Origin of the sequence: Renibacterium salmoninarum ATCC 33209, assembly GCF_000018885.1 — a bacterium.
GTDB lineage: Bacteria > Actinomycetota > Actinomycetes > Actinomycetales > Micrococcaceae > Renibacterium > Renibacterium salmoninarum.
In genome coordinates this window covers 558,211-577,511 of record NC_010168.1, presented here as the reverse complement: position 1 = coordinate 577,511, position 19,301 = coordinate 558,211, and the positions used below count along the sequence as shown (strand labels likewise).

The 19,301-nt window shown below is 57.4% G+C and carries 17 protein-coding genes and 3 pseudogenes; 10 read left to right on the top strand and 10 right to left on the bottom strand.

The annotated features are described in order from the left end of the window. Nucleotides 1-58: 58 nt before the first annotated feature. Together RSAL33209_RS15870 and RSAL33209_RS02930 are read left to right on the top strand one after the other, a co-directional pair. Nucleotides 59-975, top strand: a pseudogene (locus RSAL33209_RS15870) (MTAP family purine nucleoside phosphorylase). Next, nucleotides 963-2,009, top strand: a complete 1,047-nt coding sequence (locus tag RSAL33209_RS02930; RefSeq protein ID WP_012244136.1) for an NAD-dependent epimerase/dehydratase family protein — start codon at nt 963-965, stop codon at nt 2,007-2,009. The pseudogene RSAL33209_RS15870 and the gene RSAL33209_RS02930 overlap by 13 nt, the downstream one beginning before the upstream one ends. A gap of 23 nt (nt 2,010-2,032) precedes the next feature. Here RSAL33209_RS02930 and RSAL33209_RS02925 read toward each other — a convergent pair whose 3' ends face one another. Genes RSAL33209_RS02925 through RSAL33209_RS02915 form a run of 3 tightly spaced genes read right to left on the bottom strand, consistent with a single transcriptional unit; the run spans nt 2,033 to nt 5,389 of the window. Beyond that, a complete protein-coding gene (locus RSAL33209_RS02925) occupies nt 2,033-3,562 on the bottom strand; it encodes a molybdopterin-dependent oxidoreductase (protein WP_012244135.1) in 1,530 nt (509 codons plus the stop codon). Continuing rightward, nucleotides 3,559-4,689 (bottom strand): sensor histidine kinase, encoded by a 1,131-nt coding sequence (locus RSAL33209_RS02920; RefSeq protein WP_012244134.1) that lies wholly within the window; start codon nt 4,687-4,689, stop codon nt 3,559-3,561. The genes RSAL33209_RS02925 and RSAL33209_RS02920 overlap by 4 nt, the downstream gene beginning before the upstream one ends. Then, a complete protein-coding gene (locus tag RSAL33209_RS02915) occupies nt 4,670-5,389 on the bottom strand; it encodes a response regulator transcription factor (protein WP_041684353.1) in 720 nt (239 codons plus the stop codon). The genes RSAL33209_RS02920 and RSAL33209_RS02915 overlap by 20 nt, the downstream gene beginning before the upstream one ends. A gap of 128 nt (nt 5,390-5,517) precedes the next feature. Between RSAL33209_RS02915 and RSAL33209_RS02910 the strand changes: the two genes are divergently transcribed. From RSAL33209_RS02910 to RSAL33209_RS15860, 4 genes are read left to right on the top strand one after another with little or no spacing between them, the layout of a single operon-like run. Further along, the gene (locus RSAL33209_RS02910) at nt 5,518-6,174 is read left to right on the top strand and encodes a glycosyltransferase family 2 protein (RefSeq protein WP_012244132.1); all 657 of its coding nucleotides are present in this window, start codon (nt 5,518-5,520) and stop codon (nt 6,172-6,174) included. Continuing rightward, nucleotides 6,171-6,851: a TIGR04282 family arsenosugar biosynthesis glycosyltransferase gene (locus tag RSAL33209_RS02905; RefSeq protein WP_012244131.1), complete on the top strand. Its 681-nt coding sequence runs from the start codon at nt 6,171-6,173 to the stop codon at nt 6,849-6,851. The genes RSAL33209_RS02910 and RSAL33209_RS02905 overlap by 4 nt, the downstream gene beginning before the upstream one ends. Next, a complete protein-coding gene (locus RSAL33209_RS15865; protein WP_049758795.1) occupies nt 6,848-7,249 on the top strand; it encodes a hypothetical protein in 402 nt (133 codons plus the stop codon). Before RSAL33209_RS02905 ends, RSAL33209_RS15865 begins: the two co-directional genes overlap by 4 nt. Continuing rightward, a complete protein-coding gene (locus tag RSAL33209_RS15860) occupies nt 7,237-7,530 on the top strand; it encodes a hypothetical protein (RefSeq protein WP_049758794.1) in 294 nt (97 codons plus the stop codon). Before RSAL33209_RS15865 ends, RSAL33209_RS15860 begins: the two co-directional genes overlap by 13 nt. A gap of 14 nt (nt 7,531-7,544) precedes the next feature. Here RSAL33209_RS15860 and RSAL33209_RS02895 read toward each other — a convergent pair whose 3' ends face one another. Both RSAL33209_RS02895 and RSAL33209_RS02890 read right to left on the bottom strand, forming a co-directional pair. Next, nucleotides 7,545-8,012, bottom strand: coding sequence for a hypothetical protein (locus RSAL33209_RS02895; protein WP_012244129.1), 468 nt, complete (start codon nt 8,010-8,012; stop codon nt 7,545-7,547). Further along, nucleotides 8,009-9,106, bottom strand: coding sequence for a molybdopterin-dependent oxidoreductase (locus RSAL33209_RS02890; protein ID WP_233494259.1), 1,098 nt, complete (start codon nt 9,104-9,106; stop codon nt 8,009-8,011). Before RSAL33209_RS02890 ends, RSAL33209_RS02895 begins: the two co-directional genes overlap by 4 nt. A 177-nt stretch (nt 9,107-9,283) precedes the next feature. Between RSAL33209_RS02890 and RSAL33209_RS02885 the strand changes: the two genes are divergently transcribed. Then, nucleotides 9,284-10,582 carry a glycosyltransferase 87 family protein gene (locus RSAL33209_RS02885; RefSeq protein ID WP_145962032.1) on the top strand — a complete coding sequence of 433 codons (1,299 nt, stop codon included), beginning with the start codon at nt 9,284-9,286 and terminating at the stop codon, nt 10,580-10,582. A 103-nt stretch (nt 10,583-10,685) separates the two neighbouring features. Here the strand turns inward: RSAL33209_RS02885 and RSAL33209_RS02880 are convergent, their stop codons facing one another. Both RSAL33209_RS02880 and modA read right to left on the bottom strand, forming a co-directional pair. Further along, the gene (locus tag RSAL33209_RS02880) at nt 10,686-11,504 is read right to left on the bottom strand and encodes an ABC transporter permease (protein ID WP_012244126.1); all 819 of its coding nucleotides are present in this window, start codon (nt 11,502-11,504) and stop codon (nt 10,686-10,688) included. After that, the gene (gene modA, locus RSAL33209_RS02875; protein ID WP_012244125.1) at nt 11,504-12,334 is read right to left on the bottom strand and encodes a molybdate ABC transporter substrate-binding protein; all 831 of its coding nucleotides are present in this window, start codon (nt 12,332-12,334) and stop codon (nt 11,504-11,506) included. The genes RSAL33209_RS02880 and modA overlap by 1 nt, the downstream gene beginning before the upstream one ends. Nucleotides 12,335-12,455: 121 nt before the next feature. Between modA and moaA the strand changes: the two genes are divergently transcribed. The 3 genes and pseudogenes from moaA (at nt 12,456) to RSAL33209_RS02855 (ending at nt 15,348) form a co-directional block, all read left to right on the top strand. Next, nucleotides 12,456-13,538: a GTP 3',8-cyclase MoaA gene (gene moaA, locus RSAL33209_RS02870; protein WP_012244124.1), complete on the top strand. Its 1,083-nt coding sequence runs from the start codon at nt 12,456-12,458 to the stop codon at nt 13,536-13,538. Nucleotides 13,539-13,542: 4 nt separating this feature from the next. After that, nucleotides 13,543-13,848, top strand: coding sequence for a MoaD/ThiS family protein (locus RSAL33209_RS02865; RefSeq protein ID WP_012244123.1), 306 nt, complete (start codon nt 13,543-13,545; stop codon nt 13,846-13,848). 249 nt (nt 13,849-14,097) lie between these two features. Next, a pseudogene (locus RSAL33209_RS02855) lies at nt 14,098-15,348 on the top strand (IS3 family transposase). 28 nt (nt 15,349-15,376) lie between these two features. Here the strand turns inward: RSAL33209_RS02855 and RSAL33209_RS02850 are convergent. The 3 genes and pseudogenes from RSAL33209_RS02850 to rpsO all read right to left on the bottom strand — a co-directional run. After that, nucleotides 15,377-16,336: pseudogene (locus RSAL33209_RS02850) on the bottom strand (M16 family metallopeptidase); the annotation flags it as partial. 166 nt (nt 16,337-16,502) lie between these two features. After that, nucleotides 16,503-18,743, bottom strand: a complete 2,241-nt coding sequence (locus RSAL33209_RS02845; protein ID WP_041684349.1) for a polyribonucleotide nucleotidyltransferase — start codon at nt 18,741-18,743, stop codon at nt 16,503-16,505. A 214-nt stretch (nt 18,744-18,957) separates the two neighbouring features. Then, nucleotides 18,958-19,227, bottom strand: a complete 270-nt coding sequence (gene rpsO / locus RSAL33209_RS02840) for a 30S ribosomal protein S15 (RefSeq protein ID WP_012244118.1) — start codon at nt 19,225-19,227, stop codon at nt 18,958-18,960. Nucleotides 19,228-19,301: the final 74 nt, after the last annotated feature.

The window sequence follows — 19,301 nt, the reverse complement described above, 5'->3', positions numbered from 1 at the left end:
ATGTGCCTCAACCGCGGCCGTTCAGCGAGTTGTCACCAATTTGTAAGCGGTCTATTCGATGCCAGCTTGGCACAGTTGGCACAATGAGGGCATGGACATTAGCTCTGACGAAACACAGCCCCGGCCCGTAGTAGGCATCATTGGCGGCAGCGGAATGTATCAACTGCCTGGCAGTAGAACAGTGCAAACGATTCGGCTGGACACTCCCTTCGGACAGACTTCAGCCCCGGTGACGATCGCAGAGCTAGACGGCCAGACGGTGGCGTTCTTGCCTCGACATGGCGGCGGGCACAAAGTTCCCCCGCAGCAAATCAACTACCGAGCCAACATCTGGGCCCTAGCCTCGCTCGGTGTCAAGGCGATCATTTCCTCGGCAGCAGTGGGCTCGTTGAGCGCCAGTCAGCCGCGGGACAGCTTGCGGTAGCGAGTGATTTCTTCGACCGGACGTGGGGGCGCGCAGATAGCTTTTACGACGGCAGCACCTCGGCCGGCGTGCAACACATCCCAGCGGCAGATGCCTATTGCCAAACTCTGCGCGGGCTGATGGTCGACAGCCTGCGGGAGCTAGCCGAACCGCACCAAAGCACCGGCGTGGTTGCCGTGATCAACGGTCCCAGATTCTCCAGTCCCGCCGAATCAGCTTGGTTAGCGAGCGCCGGTTGTGAACTGATCAGCATGACGCAGTATACAGAACCAATTTTGGCGGCCGAACTCAACCTGGGCTTTGCCACCTTGTGCTACATCACTGATGCAGACACTGGGCACGATGGCTCCGAGCCCGTCACTGCGCAATTGGTCTTTGAACGGCTACGCGCCGCGCAACCAAGAATTTCGAGTGTTTTGAGCTTGCTTCTTAGCAAACTGGGCGCAGGCTACTCCCCCGAACAGCGCGTCGCTCCCGAGGCGGTAGCCGCAGTGCTCGACGCTTCAGTGCTCGACGCTTCTGTGCTCGACGGAACCTCATGCGGCTCCTAGTAACCGGCGGGGCCGGATTCATTGGCTCGCACCTCATTGACGCCGCGCTCGCCGAAGGTTGGCAAGTCCGCATTCTCGATTCGCTAGACCCCAGCGTTCACCGCAGCACGCCTTCGTTGCCCGACGGCGTAGAACTCATTCGGGGTTCGGTAACCGATCCGCATGCGGTGCTAACTCCGCTCGACGGCGTCACCGCAGTTTCGCATCAAGCGGCGAAAGTGGGCTTAGGACTGAACTTCCAGGACGCGCCGGATTATGTTGCCGCAAATGTGCACGGAACGGCCGTATTGCTCGCCGCAATGAGCAAAAGGGGCTTACGCACACTGGTGCTTGCCTCTTCGATGGTCGTTTACGGTGAGGGTGCCTACGCTGATTCGCGCGGCGAATTAGTGCGCCCCGGCCCGCGAACCGTGGAAGATCTTCGCAACGGGATCTTCGACCCCCGGCACCCGGTAACTGGCGAGCTACTGCGGCCAGAACTAGTTGCTGAAAACGCGCTTTTGGGCCCCAGAAACGTCTACGCAACCTCCAAGCTTGCCCAAGAACATCTCGCCTCAAACTGGGCCAGGGAAGTCGGCGGCCGAGCTTTTGCGCTGCGCTATCAGAATGTCTATGGGCCACGAATGCCGCGCAACACGCCATACGCCGGCGTCGCCAGCATTTTCCGTTCGGCGCTGGCGTGCGGTGAGGCACCCAAAGTCTTCGAAGATGGTCAGCAACGCCGTAGCTTCATTCATGTGGAAGATATCGCCAGCGCCAATGTTGCTGCGCTCCAAGCAGTTCAACAACCCGGCGCAGCCTTCCAGGCGTACAACGTTGGTTCAGATACGGTGCACACGATCGGCGAACTAGCCGCTACTTTGGCTCAGCTTTCTGACGGCCCAGCTCCTGAACATGCGGGCGATTACCGGCTAGGCGATGTGCGGCACATTACCGCTAGCTCCGAATCAATCCGCGCTGAACTAGGTTGGCGGCAAAAGTGGGACTTCGAAGCGGGTATGCAGCAATTCGCCCAAGCCGAACTTCGCGACTGATCATGCCAAGTACTTTGCGCTAACTACTTTGCGCTGACTCGGATCGAGTGATATCCGCTGGACCCATCCGGCGCGGGCGGCGCAATTTGCGCACTCTGCAAATTTCCAGCGGCATCGGTGGAACGAACTTGGACGGTGTGCTGGCCTGGTGGCAAGGCCACGGAAGCTTTCCATTGCACCCAAGTATCTGCCGAAATACCCGCTGCCAGCTCGGCTCGCTGCCAGCCGCCATAGTCAACCTGGACTTCTACGGCAGATATTCCCTTAGTCTGGGCCCAGGCTGAACCGCCAATCGCCAGCTCCCCTGAAGTCACCGAAGCACCGCTACGCGGCGTGTCAATCCGCGACGATTGTTTGATCGGACCATGATCAGACCAGCCGCGAGTGGACCAATACGCCAGGTCCGCGGCAAAAGTTGTGACCTTGAGTTCAGTGATCCACTTGGTTGCCGAGACGTAGCCGTACAGCCCTGGCACAATCATGCGTGCCGGGAAGCCATGTTCCAAGGGCAATAGTTCACTGTTCATACCGACGGCGATAATCGAACCGCGATCGTCGGTGAGCGCTTCCAGGGGTGTACTCGCGGTAAAGCCGTCCTGCGAGCGCGAAAGCACCATATCCGCCCCTGCTTTGACTCCTGCCTTGGCAAGCAGCTCTCGTACCGGCCAGCCCAGCCAGCGAGCGTTGCCAATCAGGTTTCCGCCAACTTCGTTGGAGACGCAGGCGATAGTTACGTACTGCTCAATCATCGGCTGACTGAGTAATTCCGCCATGCTGATCGTCACTTCTCGGTCAACCATGCCGGTGACTTTAAGTTGCCAGTTATCCGGATTGATCACCGGAACTGACAACGCAGTGTCTATTCGGTAAAACCCCTCGTTAGGCGTCACCAAAGGCTCAAGGCCGGCAAGCTCTAGTTGCGCACCGGCCGGAATTGGTGCTGCTGCCTGGCTGGGTGTGGGCAGGCGCAGTTTGTCTCGCGCCGCTTGGTAGCTCGCAAGCGAGCCGCGCACCACCCCGGTCACCAAACCAGCGATGACCGCACCGGCAGCCCCGAAGCTGAGCGTGCGTAAAAAGACTCTCCGCTGCACACCATTGCTGGCTTCTGGCTGGCTTTGCCAGGCAACTAAGCGATCGATGAAAGCCCGCAATAAAATGATGCCCAGCACCGCAACGACTACTGGTGCTGCCGCGGCTACCACGCTGCCCTGCGCGCGGCTCAAAACAGAGACTGCGCCCAAAACCCCGAACGCGGCAATACCGACGACACCCCAGTATCGACGTCGCGATTCAAGGACGCCAGCCAGACCAGCCAAAATACCAATCGCTAGGGCCATAACTGAGATGAAAACTGTTTTGTCTGCTGTGCCAAAGAGTGAAATTGCCCAATCTTTGACCCCGGGTGGCAACGCGTCGATGACCGAACCGCCAACTGCGGTCACCGGAGAAATCGACGGGCTCAGCCAGGCGGCAATGAGTTCGCCAACCAGCACCGCTACGCCAACTGCCAGGAGTCCGCTCAAAAAGGCCCAACGATTAGTTTGCCGCCTCATGCTTTCACCTCATAAGGAATTCGGACGATGAATCGGCAGCCATCTTCGGTATTGTCTACGGTCACTTGGCCGTGATGAGCGGCCACAATTCCTGCGACTGTACTGAGACCAACGCCAGCGCCGCTGAAGGCAGATTTAGACCGTTCGGTGCTTTTACGCCAACCCATGTCGAACAGCCGGTCTAGGTCCGCAGGATCGATGCCTCCGCATTGATCGCGCACGACAATCTCGACGCTATCACCATGCATTCCGCTCGAGAGACTGATCACGGACCGTTCGGGCGAGTAGCTAATGGCATTCACAATAAGGTTTCGGATCATTCGGCAAATGAGTGCGCTATCGGCGTTGACCACAGTGGAGATTACCGCTTTGCCGTCAATCTGGATGCTTTTCGCTGCAGCCAACGGCGCCAGATCTGCAATAGCGTCAGAGACCAGGTCATAAAGGTCAATTGGCCCAGTATTTAACGTCAGCGAACCCGATTGAATCTTTGACAGCTCCAGTAAGTCATTGACCAGAACAGCCATTTGATCAGCTTGCGCAATAATCTTGCGATGGTAGCCAGAGACGTCTGTGACCACGCCGTCTTCAAGCGCTTCGGTCATCGCTTTCATACTTGCTAGCGGAGTTCGCAAATCATGCGACACCCAGGAGACTAGCTCTCGCCTGGCCTCCTCCATGGCCGCTTCACGACGTCGTGATTCATCAAGTTTTTCGCTCGTGGCTTGCAGTTCAGTTGCTAAGCCAGCTAGTTCCGAGCTCATAAGTTTCTTCGGTGCCACGGTTTGCCCCAAGCCAATGTTGTGCGCTGCTTTGGTCAGCCCGGAGGTGTAACGCGAAAGGCCCAGTCCTAATACCAAGGCAACTACTAGGGCGACCGCAGCAGCCACCGCAAGGATGTACCAAAGGAACTCAACGTCTTTCGCAGAGATAAACATCGAATTCAGCCCGTTACCAAGACCGCCACCGTGGCAACCACCACAAGGCAGATTTGCACCACGATTGACGCTCGTCTGAGCAACCGGAGTGCGACCAGGGTAAGCGCGCCAATCGCAACCGCCCAACCGAGCACCCAGGAAAGGATTACCAGGAACTGCGACCAGGCCGTTAAGCCGCTCCAGGCACATCGAAGCGGTAACCCAGACCCCGCACCGTGTGCAAAAGCAGCGGCTGCGTAGGGTTTTGCTCAATCTTTTCCCGCAAACGACGTACGTGCACGGTCACCGTAGATAAATCGCCAAAGTCCCAACCCCAGACGGCCCGGATAAGATCCTCCCGGCTAAACACCTGGTTGGGCCGGCGTAAGAAAAACGCCAGTAAATCAAACTCGCGCGCCGTCAAAGCAAGGTCAACGCCATTCAAACTCACTACCCGCGAAGCCGGGTTAAGCACAAATCCGGCCAATTCGACGACAGGCTCCGGAGTGAATTCTTTGACACTGCGCCGAAGCACTGAATTGACTCTCAAGACCAGTTCACGCGGCGAAACCGGCTTTGTCACGTAATCATCGGCACCCATTTCCAAGCCCAGAATACGATCGTCTTCGGTGCCAAGGGCGGTAAGCAGAATAATCGGCATACTCATGGTCTGTCTGATCCGACGGCAAACCTCTGCACCGTCTAGTCCCGGCAGCATCCGATCCAAGATGATGAGGTCCGGGTTTGATGCGGAAGCCAAGTGCAAAGCAGTGAAGCCATCATTAGCTAGTTCAACTTGGTAACCAGCTTTGACAAGATAGTCGCGCACGACTTGAGCGATCAACTCCTCGTCCTCGACAAGAAGGATCTTTCGGTTGCCCACTTCCGGGGTGGCCGGCCCCTGCGGCATATTCACTCTTCCAGCATAGGTATCTGAGCCGCTTTAGGAAGGCCAACAAGGGCCTAGTAGGGTAACTGTCCTGGTGCCGTAATGAATTACGGGGGCGCGCAAGGTGGCTGAGAATCTACGGTCGAAGAGTGAAGCAGATCGATATCGTTTTTCCTTGTCTGGACGAAGCGGCAGCATTGCCCATCGTGCTAGCGGCTCTGCCCAAGAATTCCCGCGCCATCGTGGTCGATAACGGCAGTACTGACGGCTCAGCTGAAATCGCTGCCGCGGCTGGCGCACTCGTGGTGCACGAACCGCGACGCGGCTTCGGCAGTGCCGCACATGCGGGTCTTTTGGCTGCAACGGCTCCGCTGGTTGCCTTTTGTGATGCAGATGCTTCACTCGATCCAGGACTTCTGGACGGCTTTCGCACGCTATTGGCATCTGGCGCTGCCGATATGGTGATTGGCGCACGCAAACCAGAACGTGGCGCTTGGCCTTTGCATGCCCGGCTTGCCAATAAGTTCTTGGCCCAACAGATTAGATCAAAAACCGGGTACCGGCTCAGTGATATGGGCCCGCTACGGCTGGCAAACAGACAAGATCTCCTCGATTTGAATCTTCAAGACCGATGTAGCGGCTACCCTTTGGAAATGGTGCTCTCTGCGCATCGAGCCGGTTTGAAAATCATCGAACAACCCACGCCCTACCGACCACGCGAAGGCAAGTCCAAGGTCACCGGTACGGTACGAGGCACGTTCAACGCAGTATGGGACATGTCACGGCACTTGCGAGCGTACTCATGAGCCAGCCAAGCCGAGTGAACCAGCTGAGCATCACGGTAATTGCCAAAGAATGCTTGCCGGGAAACGTCAAAACTAGGCTAACTCCCCCGCTTGAACCAGCTCAAGGAGCTGCGCTAGCGCAAAGTAGCCTGAGCCAAACATTGCGAACTGTGCGAAAGCTTCCAGCTCAGCAGCGACTATTAATTTTTGACGGCACCCCGACCTCGGTTGATCGAGAAGGCTTCACCGTAGTCCCGCAAGGTTCGGGCGGCTTAGATGCGCGCCTGGCGGCAATCTGCTCCGCGGTCACTGGCCCGCTGTTGATTGTGGGCATGGACACCCCGCAGCTCGACGCCGCTGCGTTGCAGCCGCTGCTTTCTGATTGGTCCGGTGATTCCGCCGAATATGACGCTTGGTTTGGCCCCGCAGATGACGGCGGGTTCTGGGCCCTAGCGCTGGCAACTCCGGATCCGGAACTCATCCTGGGCGTACCAATGTCCAGCGCGGATACCGGGCGGGTGCAGCTCGCTCGACTCGAAGCGGCCGGGCTAACCGTAGGTACGCTGCCGGCGTTGCGTGATGTGGATTATTTCAACGACGCCCAGTATGTGGCGAGCCAATGTCCCGGTAGCGAATTTGCCAACTACGTTGAGGCATTGAACGTTGAAATGGCCAATAGCCAAGGAGTCAATCGATGAGTGCACAACCGATATCCGGTTCGTCAAGCGAGCGACAATTTGGCCAAGGTTCTGGCGAACCTTACGCCTTGGCGCTTCGGCATGGCCACGGCCAACTCAGTGTGCTCGACGTGCAAGGCGCGGTGCCAGCGGTGCATTACCGCGTGCAGGATTGGCTCGTGGAAGCCGACGATTTTGAACAATCGTTGCTCTTAGGCCTTGAAGGTTCGCTTTTGGACATTGGTTGCGGTCCGGGCCGGATGCTTTTGCCGCCGAGACAAAAGGGATTCGTGCCTACGGGATCGACTCGAGCAGCCAAGCGGCCCACCGGGCACAATCTCGTGGTGCCGCGGTTTTTCATCAATCCATTTTTGCTACCGTTCCGGGCGAGGGCGGTTACGACAGCTTGCTGCTATTAGACGGAAACATTGGCATTGGCGGCAATCCGGCCAACCTATTGCAACGGCTATTTGAAGTCGCGGCACCAGGCGCAACCCTATTTGTCGAGACCGATCCAGTGATGAATAACGTGGCGCAGTACCAGGCCGTGCTGATCGATTCAGCCGGGCGGAGCAGCGAAGTGTTCGACTGGGCCCGGCTCGGTGCCGACGCTTTACATCGGCTCGGTGCAGAAATTGGCTGGCACTTAGTTCGATGTATCGAGCAGGGTGGTCGCAAAATCAGCGTGTTGAGCCGCTAACGAAAAGCGTTGCGTTATTGCTTCACCTTTTTGGCACGTCGTTCCAAAATCAAGATCGACGCCGCAGTAACAACCGCTAGTGCCAACCAGAACAATAAAAGGTTCAGCCCATAGTCATCCACCAGAACCGATTCGTTTCTTGCCACCTGTTGCGCTTTCAACAACGGGATGCAAATCAAGGTCACTACCGCGCCGATCAGTAGCGCGGCGCGAATAATCGCTGCGCAAACCGGTCGCAGGCCGTAGCTAAACCGACGCAATCCCATGCCAACCAGATAGCTCAGCGGAACCAAAATACCATCGTGCAGTACCAGCGCTGCCGCAAACCAACTGATCAAACCGACGATTTGTTTGAACTCCAGCTGAGTAGGCAAGCCCAGGATGCCAACGGCAATCGCCATCAGGCCTATCCCACCCAAGCCCAACCGAATCGCCGTCGTCCGGCTAATCACTACTGCTCGCTTAGCTGCCAGTCGTTTCATCCAAGCACCTCGACACTTTTGAGCCATTTAGTCTGCAAAACCCCAGGACGGCCAGGGGCAATGATCCGAGCCGGGTAACCGTGGTCCATATCTAGCGTTTCACCATTGAGCTGGAGGGCGACCAGGGTTTGCTCGTCCTCGGTATAGGCGGCCGGCATGGTCATAATCCGATAACCGCCGTCAGGTTCCAGTGAGGTAATTTTCAGCAGCGAATCAGCGGGCGCCCCGACCAACGCGATCAAATTCCGGATGGGCACGCCCCGCCAGTTGGCGTACTGGCTCCAACCTTCCACACAGGCTATGGGCAAGTTGTGCTCGCTGAGCGGCATGGCTTTAAGCTGCTCCAACGTGTACGCCGCAAGCTGATCGCGGAAATTGATATGCAAAGCCCAGAGCGGATCGGCAGCTAGCTTCTCTACCCGGGCTTCTGAAGCGGTTCTGTTCACTGGAATGGACTGCGGACCGGTACCCATCTTGCGAGGCGCAAAGATGTTGAATGGCGCCAGCCAAGCAAAGGATTGACCAGCCGTGGTCACCACTAAAGCTACGGAACCGAGTCCGACGGCGGCCAGGAAACCTCGGCGTGACCATCGCCCCGCCGGCCGTGGCGCGCCAGCGTGCTCTGGACGTTTACGCCAGTGCTCCACAATGAGCGGCAGCTTGACCGCAATATGTAGCGCCAAGGAACCCACGATGATCCATGCTAGCCAATAATGCGTCTGCCGGAACGGGAAAGGCCAGGGATACCACTTATAGGTATTAATCAGCCCGATGGTCAGTTCGATGAGCGAAGCTGAGACGAATAAGGCGATCGAAGCACGTTCAAGTGCGTGCCAAACATTCTTAATCGGCGGCCATTTGAGTAACTCGGGGTAGACCGTCCAGAGTTTTGCTAACAGCAGCGGAATCGCGGCAATACCAACAGTTATGTGGATGCCTTGGGTCAGTTGATAGATCCAAACTGGTCTGGTCAGAAAAAATGTCGCATCGCCGGGCTCTTGTAAATAATGCGAAAAAATTCCGGTGCCGAAGCAAATCAAGAACGCCGGGCCTAACAGGCGTCCAAGTACTACTACCAAGCGGGTGGACCGCACCGGAGAATGTAGACGCGCAGAAACCCCCTCCATACGTGATTGGAGAAAACGCGTCATCCGGTCCATCTATTCATCAGACCACCAGTGCGGCTAGAAATCCCGGTCCAGTCATTACGAAAACCGAACGATGCCGCGCAAAGCCAGAGTTCAACGGGCCGGATACGGCAGGCTGTAATCATGCATTCGATCAAAAAGCCCTGGCTGTGGGCCTCAGTAGCTTTGGTCGTGCTGCTTTCAGCGATGATTTGGTGCACTGTTGATCTGGTCCGTTGGTCCTGGTTGGTGCCGGGATTGCAGCGCCGTTCAGACCAATCCAGCATCGCAATGCTTCTACTCACCATGGCCTGTTGGTTGGTTTTCATCCTGGCAATCTTCGCGCTACGAAAGGCGCTACCTCGGGACGGAGCCAGCCCGAAGGCACGACGGCTCGGCACGGTAGTGATCTTGCTGGGTTCCTTGCTCATGGGTGCTGCGGCGCTGAGTGCTGCGCCCTCCACAAGTAATGACTCTGCGCGCTATGCCTGGGACGGCATCGTACAAAAAGCGGGTATCTCTCCGTACGATCGGGTGCCCGCTGATCCGGCGCTCAGTGCGCTCCGACCATCTTGGCTGTTTCAACCGGAAACGGCTAAAGGCGACTGTGATGCAAGCATTTTCCCGGCCATTGCGGAGCGCACGGCCGGCGAGTGCTACGCGGTAAACCGGCCAAATGTGCCCACTATCTACCCGCCGAGCGCCGAAATCTATTTCTTCCTGGTCCGGTTAGCGCTGCCAGCAGAAGTAGGCTTTATTGGTTTCCAGCTTGCTGGCCTGTTGGTTGGTCTGGGCGTAACCGCGGGATTGCTGCGTTTGTCTCGACGTTCAACACTACCGCTGGATCGCGTTGCCTGGTGGGCATGGAGCCCACTGCTAATTTTCGAAGGCATCAACAACGCCCACGTCGATTTAATCGGCTCGGCTTTATTATTGCTCGCGGTGGTGTGCCTAGCTCGGGGCGAGGTCCTCAGCTCCGGAGTTGCCTTTGGCGCAGCCGTTGCGGCGAAACTGATTCCCGTTGTAGCGGCCCCTGGCATGCTCTACCGCAAACCTTGGCATTTTATAGCTACCTCTTTAGGCACTTTTGCGCTGCTTTATGTGCCGTATGTTTTGCTCTCCGGGCTAGCGGTCTTGGGCTACCTACCGGGATATCTGAACGAAGAAGGCTACGACTCAGACAAACAAACTACTCGTTTTGCCTTACTCACGCTGATCTTTCCGCAAAAAACCGCGGTTGTGGTGGGGGCACTCATTCTGCTAGCGCTGGCTATTGTTATCTGGCGGCGTACTGACCCGAGCAGGCCTTGGGATGGTCAAGCATTGCTGATCTCCGTCATTCTGCTGGTAGTCAGTCCCAATTACGTTTGGTACGCCTTCTTACTTTTGCCGTTTATTCTGCTGAGTGGGAGATTCGAATATTCATCGTGGTGTTGGCTTTGACGATGGTATTTCTCGCCACGCCGCTACCGGGCGCACTAGTGATCGCCAGAGTTGCGCTGCTTGTTGCATCGGTGCTTTTGCTGGGAATCTGGGGCTGGCGTCGTCAGCGTCCCGGCCGCAATGGCGCTGGCAGCAGCGTGCTGGTGCCGATTCTGGCCAACAACAAAACGATCAAATAGATCGCAATCAACATCAACGAAATACCCAGTGCAGCCTGCGGCTGGTTGGAGTTGAGACTGAGTTCAATTTGCAGCGGCAAGGTGCGCGTTCGGCCCGCAATCGAACCAGCAAAAGTGATAGTTGCCCCGTACTCCCCCAGGGATCTAGCGAACGCTAATAACGAGCCAACCAGAATTCCGGGCATCGCCAGCGGAGCAGTAATGTGGCGCAGAATTTGCCCGGCATTGGCACCACTCGTTGCGGCAACCATTTCCAGCTCCGGATCAACTGCATTGAGACTAGTCAGCGCTGAGATCACGAAAAACGGCAAGGAGACGAAGACTTGCACCAAAATGACGGCCCACGGGCTAAATCCGACGTCGATCCCGAACTGGCTAAGCACCGAGCCGAAAAGCCCGTTGCGACCCCAAAAATAAAGCAATGCGATGCCCGAGACCACCGGCGACAAAACCAACGGAATAAGCAAAAGACCTCTGGCGGGTCCAATCCACCAGGCCCTCACCTTGCTCAACACCACGGCCAATGGCGTACCCAAGAGTAGGCAAACCAGGGTAGACGCCGCGGAAGTGAGCAAAGACAAGCTCAGGGACTGCAGCGCCTCGGGGCTAGTCAGCAGCGATGGCAGGTCTGACCATGGCGCCCGCACAACAAGAGCGACCAACGGTCCGGCCAATAAAAAGAGGCCGATGCCCACCGGGGCCCAGAGCCACCGGGGCACCGTTGAGGAGACGAACTGACGCATTACTTGCCGGAGGCGGTACCGCTCGCGGTACTTGCACTGCCCGGTCCGAACCCGGCGTCGGCCAAGATTCCGGCGGCTTCTGGTCCAGCCAGCCAGGTCTTGAAACCCAAAACCTCTGGCTTCTTAGCAGCTGCAGTGGTCAAGGCCATCGGATATTTGTTCGGCGAGGGGTCATTGAGCTTCACGCTTGTCAGACCCTGACTCGCGGCAGCTTTTACATCAGTACTGTAAACAAATCCGGCGTCGACTTGGCCTGCCGAGGCTTTAGTCAGGACGGCACGCACAGCGTTTTCCTGGCTTGGTCCGTTCAGGGACAATTTAGCCGCATCCAGCACGCGCTGAGCTGCCCGTCCACAAGGAACCGCTGGAGCACAAACCGCAATCTTGCTGTCCTTACTGGCGTCTTCGAGCGAACCGATCTTGCCCGGATTACCGGGAGCCACGGCCAAGGCAATTTCATTGCTCGCAATAATGGTCGTCCCTGGAGCCAGGATGGTATTTTGCGGGATTGCCGCAATGGATGCTTCGTCAGCGGTGACTAAAACATCAGCGGAAGCACCAGAAGTCAGCTGTGGAACCAATTGTGAACTTGCCGCGTAACTCAAGGTGAACTGCACGCCAGGGGTTTCTTGATGATATTTATCGGTCAAAGTTTTCATGACATCGGTCAATGAGGCTGCCGCGAAAACGGTAATTTGGCCGGTCGCGGCGGCGCTCGAGCCCGATGCCTGGCTCGATCCGGCGGGAGCGGGAGCCGAGCAAGCAGCAAGTGCCGGAATGGCAACGGCCGCGATCAGGCCAACAGTGGCAGTACGTGCGCGATAAGTCATGACTTGACCTTATGCGCTCGCTCGGACTCTGCCCAGTACCCATCGTGCGAATCGGCTGGAATGTCTTGGACTCGTAAGCTTTCCTTGCCGCGAAACCCTCGCTGTGGCGTAGCGTAGATACATGTCCTCGACCAGCTCCCCGACCGCCATCGCCCGCCCGGCGGATGCGCCCGCGGCGATCAGCGCCGGGTTGCTGGACTGGTTTGGCCGCAGGGCCACTGATCTAAGGATCTCACTGACGGACAAATGCAATCTGCGCTGCAGCTATTGCATGCCAGCTGAGGGACTCAATTGGTTGCCAAAAAACCAAGTGCTCACCGGCGTCGAAATTGCCCGGCTCGTGCGCATCGGCGTCGAGCAGCTGGGTGTGCGCGAGCTGCGGCTCACCGGCGGAGAGCCTTTGGTTCGGGCGGACTTAGTGGAGATTATTGCTGCCATTCGAGCAGATCACCCTGAACTGCCAATTTCCATGACCACCAATGCTGTGGGGCTAGCAAAGAAGGCCGCCTCGCTGAAGGCTGCGGGCCTGAGTCGGATCAACGTTTCCTTAGATTCACTGCATCCAGGCACTTTTCAACAACTCACACGCCGACCGTTCCTGGACCAGGTCTTAGCCGGGAATGACGCCGCTTTGTTGGCCGAGCTAACACCGATGAAAGTTAATGCGGTGCTGATGCGCGGTATCAATGAAGCTGAGGCTCCGGACCTGCTGGCCTGGTCTTTAGCGCGGGGCATTGAACTACGTTTCATCGAACAAATGCCTTTGGACGCCGATCACGGTTGGACGCGGGAGGGCATGGTGACCGCAGCACACATGCGAGCTTTGCTCAGCAATCGGTTTGACCTCAGCCCCGACCCCCGGCGACGCGATGGTGCACCAGCAGAACGATTCGAAGTCCGGCTCGCTGGAAAATCAAAATTGCTCGGCACCGTTGGCATCATCGCCTCGGTGACTGAACCGTTTTGCGCGGATTGCCGGCGCACCCGGATTACCGCGGAAGGCAAGGTAATGAGTTGCCTTTTCTCTCGCGAGGAGACCGATCTGCTGGCCCTCTTGCGGGGCACGGAGGACGACGACGCCATCGCCCGGCGTTGGCAAGAGGCTATGTGGGGCAAGCCTAAAGCACGCGGTATGGATCATGTAGGGCTTGATTCAGCGGACTATGTGCAGTCGGAGCGCAGCATGAGCGCTATCGGCGGCTGAAAGCATGTTGATCAGATACTTTGCTGCGGCGCGCGCGGCTGCCGGCTTTGAGCAGGAGACCATTGAGATTGCCGACGGCGTCGAGCTAGCTGAGTTATGCACGCTACTTGCTCGTCAACATCCGACGTCGGCCTCGGCATCTGTACCCGCGCTTGAGGTCTTACTCCCTCGCTGTTCGTTCTTACGCAACGGTATGGTGTTGAAGCTGCAAGCCAATCAGACGACCCAGACCGCACTGAATGCACAGACCGGCAGCCTGCTGGCCAATACCGACGTCATAGATGTGCTGCCACCGTTTGCCGGCGGCTAAAACTAGCTCAGACAAAAAGGGTTCGGACCGCCAACTTGGCGGTCCGAACCCTTTTTGTTACTGGAAATTGTTACTGGGAAAATCTACTTGGTGTTGACGGTGATCTTTGCGATTCCGACCAGCATGTCTTTCTTCACAGCGTCAGTGTTGAAGGTCTTATTCAACAGGCCCGCGGCTACATCCGAGATCAGCACGCGCGTGAATCGCCCCGGTGTGTCCGGAGACTTTCTTGTTTGAGAGGATCAGGACATGGCAGGGAAAACTACGACACGGTATCCGCAGGAGTTGAAGGATCGTGCGGAGATGGAGGGTGCGTCTTCGGAGTGGGCGGCGATGCAAAAAGTTGCCCAGCTTTTGGGTGTGGGTGTGCCGGAAACGGTGCGTAAATGGGTCCGGCAAGCCGAGATCGATGTTGGTACTAGAACTGGAACAACGAGCACGGAATCGGCCGAGCTGAAACGGTTACGGCGTGAGAACGCTGAGCTGAAACGGGCGAACGCGATCCTTCGGAGTGCTTCAGCTTTTTTCGCGGTCGAACTCGACCGCCACAACACTGATCGTGAAATACATCAAGGACCATGCCGGTCACCGCGAGAATAATGGATTGCGGTGGGGTGTCGAGTCGATCTGCCAGGTGCTTACTGGGACGGGGTGAAGACCACCCCGTCCACGTACTACGAATGGGTGGATAAAACACGATCTCACCGAGAACAACGTGATGAGGTGCTCAAGCCCGTGATCCAGAAGGTGTATGCCGCTAATTACGGGGTTTACGGCACCAGGAAAGTCTGGTTGGCGATGAACCGTGAAGGTGTGCCGGTGGCCAGGTGCACGGTAGAACGGCTCATGGGGTTACTTGGCATACAGGGTGCGGTCCGTGGCAAGGTCAAACGCACCACGATCAAAGACTCGAAGGCGGCCCGAGCGAAGGACTTGGTCCGCCGTGATTTCACACCAACGGCACCGGATCGGCTATGGGTAGATGATTTCACCTATGTTTCGACCTGGTCCGGGTGGGTCTATGTTGCCTTCGTGATCGATGCTTACTCTCGGAGGATCCTGGGCTGGTCAGCGAGTGCTTCTATGAACACCGTGCTAGTGCTCAACGCAGTTAATCAGGCAATCTGGAGTCGTGAACGGGCCGGGGCTGAGATTTCCGGGGTGATTCATCATCACGATGCCGGGGCTCAATACGCCTCCTTGGCCTTCACCGAACGCCTGGCCCAGACCGGTATCCGCCCCTCGATCGGTTCTGTGGGTGATAGTTACGACAACGCCTTGGCGGAAACCATCAACGGGCTTTATAAGACCGAGCTGATCAAACCCGGCAAGCCCTGGCGGACTCTAGAAGAAGTCGAAATCGGCACCGCTGAATGGGCCGATTGGTACAACCACCGAAGGCTCTACCAGTACTGCGGAGACATCCCACCAGTAGAGCTAGAAAACCACTACTACAATCACTACCAGAGCACGGCAGCCGCCGACAGGCTCATCGTCTGAGAAACCCTCCGGACACACCGGGGCGATTCACCTGCGGCACCTTTTGCGGTGCGCAGCCAGCATACATACCGAAGTAGCCGGCATCTGCGTACTAGGACGCAAAGGAATACGTCGAATAGACCAAGCCACGCTTTTCGCGAATCTCTTGGAACAGTCGGGAGGACATACCGCCGCCGAGAACTGCATTGAGCACACTCATCACAGATCGGCGTTCATCAGTGGCCACGATGGAGGGGCAGCCCATAACGATGTTGGCCTGTTCGACTTGGCGCGGCACCACGTGCAGACCGGGCTGGCCGGTGATAGAAGCCGGGACGACGGCGCGGCGCGGCACCGGAAGTGCCTCCGGCACCAATTCCCAGCCAGCATTTTGCAAAGCGGCGAAAACTTGAGCGCAGACAGCTTCATGGTCAAGCCCACCAGCGGCCGTGACGACAAGTTCCTCGGAACGATAGAAGCGACGGTAATGCTGAAGTACGGATTCTCGCGAGACAGCAAGAATCGCTTCGGGCGTGCCGCCAATTGTCCTACCCAAAGGATGCGCGCCTAAGACAGCTGCAACGAACTTCTCGTGCGCCACGTCAGTGGGGTCATCGCCATCCATCGCGATTTCTTCAAGGATGACATCGCGCTCAGCTTCGAGCTCATCAGCGTCCAGAATTGCCGAGCTCACCATGTCTGCAATAACGTCAATAGCCATCGGTAGATCAGCATCCAAAACCCGCGCGTAATAGCAGGTGCTTTCTTTCGCGGTCGCGGCGTTGGACTCGCCACCAACCTCGTCAAATGCCGAGGCGATTTCAAGGGCGGTGCGCCGCGAGGTGCCTTTGAAGAGCAAATGTTCCAAGAAGTGCGTCGAACCGTGTTGGCCGTCTGCTTCATCTCTTGAACCAACGCCAACCCAAAAACCAATCGTGGCACTGCGTTGGCCAGGCATCGACTGAGTAAGCACTCGGACGCCACCTGGCAGTACCGAACGGCGAACCATCGCGCTGCCGGGTTCCCCCGAGACAAGTTGTACCGGGAAGGACTGCTCTAGTGACTGACTATCTAATGACTGGGAATGCGAAAACCGCTGGCCGGACGGCGCGGCGTTATTAACGCTCGCACCGTCCGAACCAGCAGCAATCAGCGGTAGTTGTGCAGCCAAGTTATTAGTTGGCCGCAGCTTCGGCCGGCTCAGCAGCTTCAGCGGAATCCGCGGCTGCGGCGTCCTCAGCAACCACCGGAGAAAGCGAGAGCTTTCCGCGATCGTCGATCTTGGTGATTTCCACCTGGATCTTCTGGCCAACAGAGACGACGTCATCAACGTTGTCTACGCGCTTACCGTCGTTGATCTTGCGCAGCTCGGTAACGTGCAAAAGACCGTCCTTACCCGGCGTGAGCGAAACAAACGCGCCGAACGTGGTGGTCTTGACGACAGTACCCAGGTAACGCTCGCCGATCTCAGGGATCTGCGGGTTAGCGATCGCGTTGATCGCCGATCGGGCGGCATCGGCCGAAGGGCCGTTGGTCGCGCCGATGTACACGGTGCCGTCATCTTCAATCGAGATGTCCGCGCCAGTGTCTTCCTGAATCTGATTGATCATCTTGCCCTTGGGCCCAATGACCTCACCGATCTTGTCCACCGGGATCTTGACTGCGATAACGCGCGGTGCGAACTCGGAAAGCTCGTCCGGTACATCGATCGCAGCGTTGAGTACGCCCAGGATGTGCAAGCGTGCCTCGCGTGCCTGCTTGAGCGCAGCGGCCAATACCGAAGCCGGGATGCCATCAAGTTTGGTGTCGAGCTGGATCGCGGTGACGAACTCGGACGTACCGGCCACCTTGAAGTCCATGTCACCGAAAGCATCTTCAGCGCCCAGGATGTCGGTCAACGCCGCGTAACGGGTCTGGCCATCAACCTGATCGGAAACCAAGCCCATCGCAATACCAGCAACCGGAGCCTTCAAAGGCACGCCCGCATTGAGCAACGACAAGGTCGATGCGCAAACGGAGCCCATCGAGGTGGAGCCGTTAGAGCTGAGTGCTTCGGAGACCTGACGGATCGCGTAAGGGAATTCTTCACGCGATGGCAGCACCGGAACCAAAGCACGCTCTGCGAGCGCACCGTGACCGATTTCGCGACGCTTGGGCGAGCCCACGCGACCGGTTTCACCGGTGGAGTAAGGCGGGAAGTTGTAGTTGTGCATGTAGCGCTTGCGCGTTACCGGCGACAACGAGTCAATCTGCTGCTCCATCTTGAGCATGTTCAAGGTGGTGACGCCCATGATCTGGGTTTCGCCACGCTCGAAGATTGCCGAACCGTGTACGCGAGGCAGTACCTCGACCTCGGCGGTGAGCTGGCGGATGTCCGTCAGGCCACGGCCGTCAATACGGATCTGGTCTTTCAGAATGCGCTGGCGGACAACCTGCTTGGTGACCGAGCGGAAGGCAGCGGAGATTTCCTTCTCGCGGCCATCGAACTTGCTGGACAAGCTGGAAACAACTTCGTCCTTGAGCGCATCGGATGCATTGTCGCGTTCTTGCTTGTCCGCGATCTGGAAGACCTCGGTGAGCTTAGCGGCAGCGGCAGCGTTGACGGCTTCGAAGATGTCATCTTGGTAATCCAAGAAGATCGGGAATTCGACGGTCGGTTTAGCAGCGCGCGCAGCCAAGTCAGCCTGTGCTTCACAGAGCGCCTTGATGAACGGCTTAGCAGCTTCCAGACCTTCGGAAACGATCTCTTCAGTCGGCGCAGTCGCACCGTTTTCCTTGATCAGGTTCCATGAGTTGTCGGTAGCTTCAGCTTCAACCATCATGATCGCGACGTCGTCACCGGCAACGCGGCCGGCAACAACCATGTTGAAGACAGCTTTTTCCATCTCGGAGTGACGCGGGAAAGCTACCCACTGGTCTTCGATCAATGCGACGCGAACGCCACCGATCGGACCGGAAAACGGCAGACCGGAAAGCTGAGTGGACATCGACGATGCGTTGATCGCGACGACGTCGTACAGTTCGTCCGGGTTGATCGCCAGCACGGTGACGACGATCTGAACTTCGTTACGCAGGCCCTTGACGAAAGCTGGGCGCAGCGGGCGGTCCATCAAGCGACAAGCCAAGATGGCTTCAGTCGAAGGACGGCCTTCACGGCGGAAGAATGAACCCGGGATGCGGCCAGCAGCGTACATACGCTCTTCCACGTCCACGGTAAGCGGGAAAAAGTCAAAACCTTCGCGCGGCTGTTTGCCAGCAGTCGTTGCTGAAAGCAGCGCGGTGTCGTCATCGATGTAAACCATCGCGGCGCCAGCAGCTTGCTGGGCGAGGCGACCGGTTTCAAAGCGGATAGTGCGTTTGCCGAAGCGACCGTTGTCGATCACTGCCTCGGAGAATTGAATTTCGGGACCCTCCATAAGAGAGTCACCTCCGTTTCTAGTGTGAGGAGCCGTCCGTTCACTTGACCGCACCCGGTCTTCGATCGAGGCCCACGGGGAGCGTTGCCTTAGCAACTTGCCCGTAAACCACTACCGAGGACCGCGAATGCTTAGTGTTCGTCCGCTCCTAATGATTCAGTTGAAACCTGCTGAGGCCGTGCCTTCCTTTGGAAGGCACGGCCTCAGCAGGGTGTTATCGACGCAAGCCGAGGCGCTCAATGAGCGCACGGTAACGCGTGATATCGGTGTCTTTCAAGTACGTGAGCAGACGCTTACGACGACCGACCAGAGCCATCAGGCCACGGCGGGTGTGGTGATCGTGCTTGTGTACTTTGAGGTGTTCGGTCAGATCCAAGATGCGCTTGGAGAGCATCGCGATCTGCACCTCGGGCGAACCGGTATCAGCTTCACCGGTTGCGTATTCTTTGATGATTTCTTGCTTTACAGCGGCTTCTAATGCCACAGGTAACTCCTTGAGTTGTGCCGTGCGTCCCGACTAACAGCTTGTCAACGGGTACGTATTGCGACTAACCGCAA

Coding starts and splice junctions, on each gene's coding strand:
- RSAL33209_RS02930 (WP_012244136.1), top strand. CDS start 963: ATGCGGCTCCTAGTAACCGGCGGGGCCGGATTCATTGGCTCGCACCTC.
- RSAL33209_RS02845 (WP_041684349.1), bottom strand. CDS start 18,743: ATGGAGGGTCCCGAAATTCAATTCTCCGAGGCAGTGATCGACAACGGT.
- RSAL33209_RS15865 (WP_049758795.1), top strand. CDS start 6,848: ATGAGTGCACAACCGATATCCGGTTCGTCAAGCGAGCGACAATTTGGC.
- RSAL33209_RS02880 (WP_012244126.1), bottom strand. CDS start 11,504: ATGCGTCAGTTCGTCTCCTCAACGGTGCCCCGGTGGCTCTGGGCCCCG.
- RSAL33209_RS02920 (WP_012244134.1), bottom strand. CDS start 4,689: ATGTGCCTGGAGCGGCTTAACGGCCTGGTCGCAGTTCCTGGTAATCCT.
- RSAL33209_RS02865 (WP_012244123.1), top strand. CDS start 13,543: ATGTTGATCAGATACTTTGCTGCGGCGCGCGCGGCTGCCGGCTTTGAG.
- modA (WP_012244125.1), bottom strand. CDS start 12,334: ATGACTTATCGCGCACGTACTGCCACTGTTGGCCTGATCGCGGCCGTT.
- RSAL33209_RS02905 (WP_012244131.1), top strand. CDS start 6,171: ATGAGCCAGCCAAGCCGAGTGAACCAGCTGAGCATCACGGTAATTGCC.
- RSAL33209_RS02885 (WP_145962032.1), top strand. CDS start 9,284: ATGCATTCGATCAAAAAGCCCTGGCTGTGGGCCTCAGTAGCTTTGGTC.
- RSAL33209_RS02895 (WP_012244129.1), bottom strand. CDS start 8,012: ATGAAACGACTGGCAGCTAAGCGAGCAGTAGTGATTAGCCGGACGACG.
- RSAL33209_RS02915 (WP_041684353.1), bottom strand. CDS start 5,389: ATGCCGCAGGGGCCGGCCACCCCGGAAGTGGGCAACCGAAAGATCCTT.
- moaA (WP_012244124.1), top strand. CDS start 12,456: ATGTCCTCGACCAGCTCCCCGACCGCCATCGCCCGCCCGGCGGATGCG.
- RSAL33209_RS02925 (WP_012244135.1), bottom strand. CDS start 3,562: ATGAGGCGGCAAACTAATCGTTGGGCCTTTTTGAGCGGACTCCTGGCA.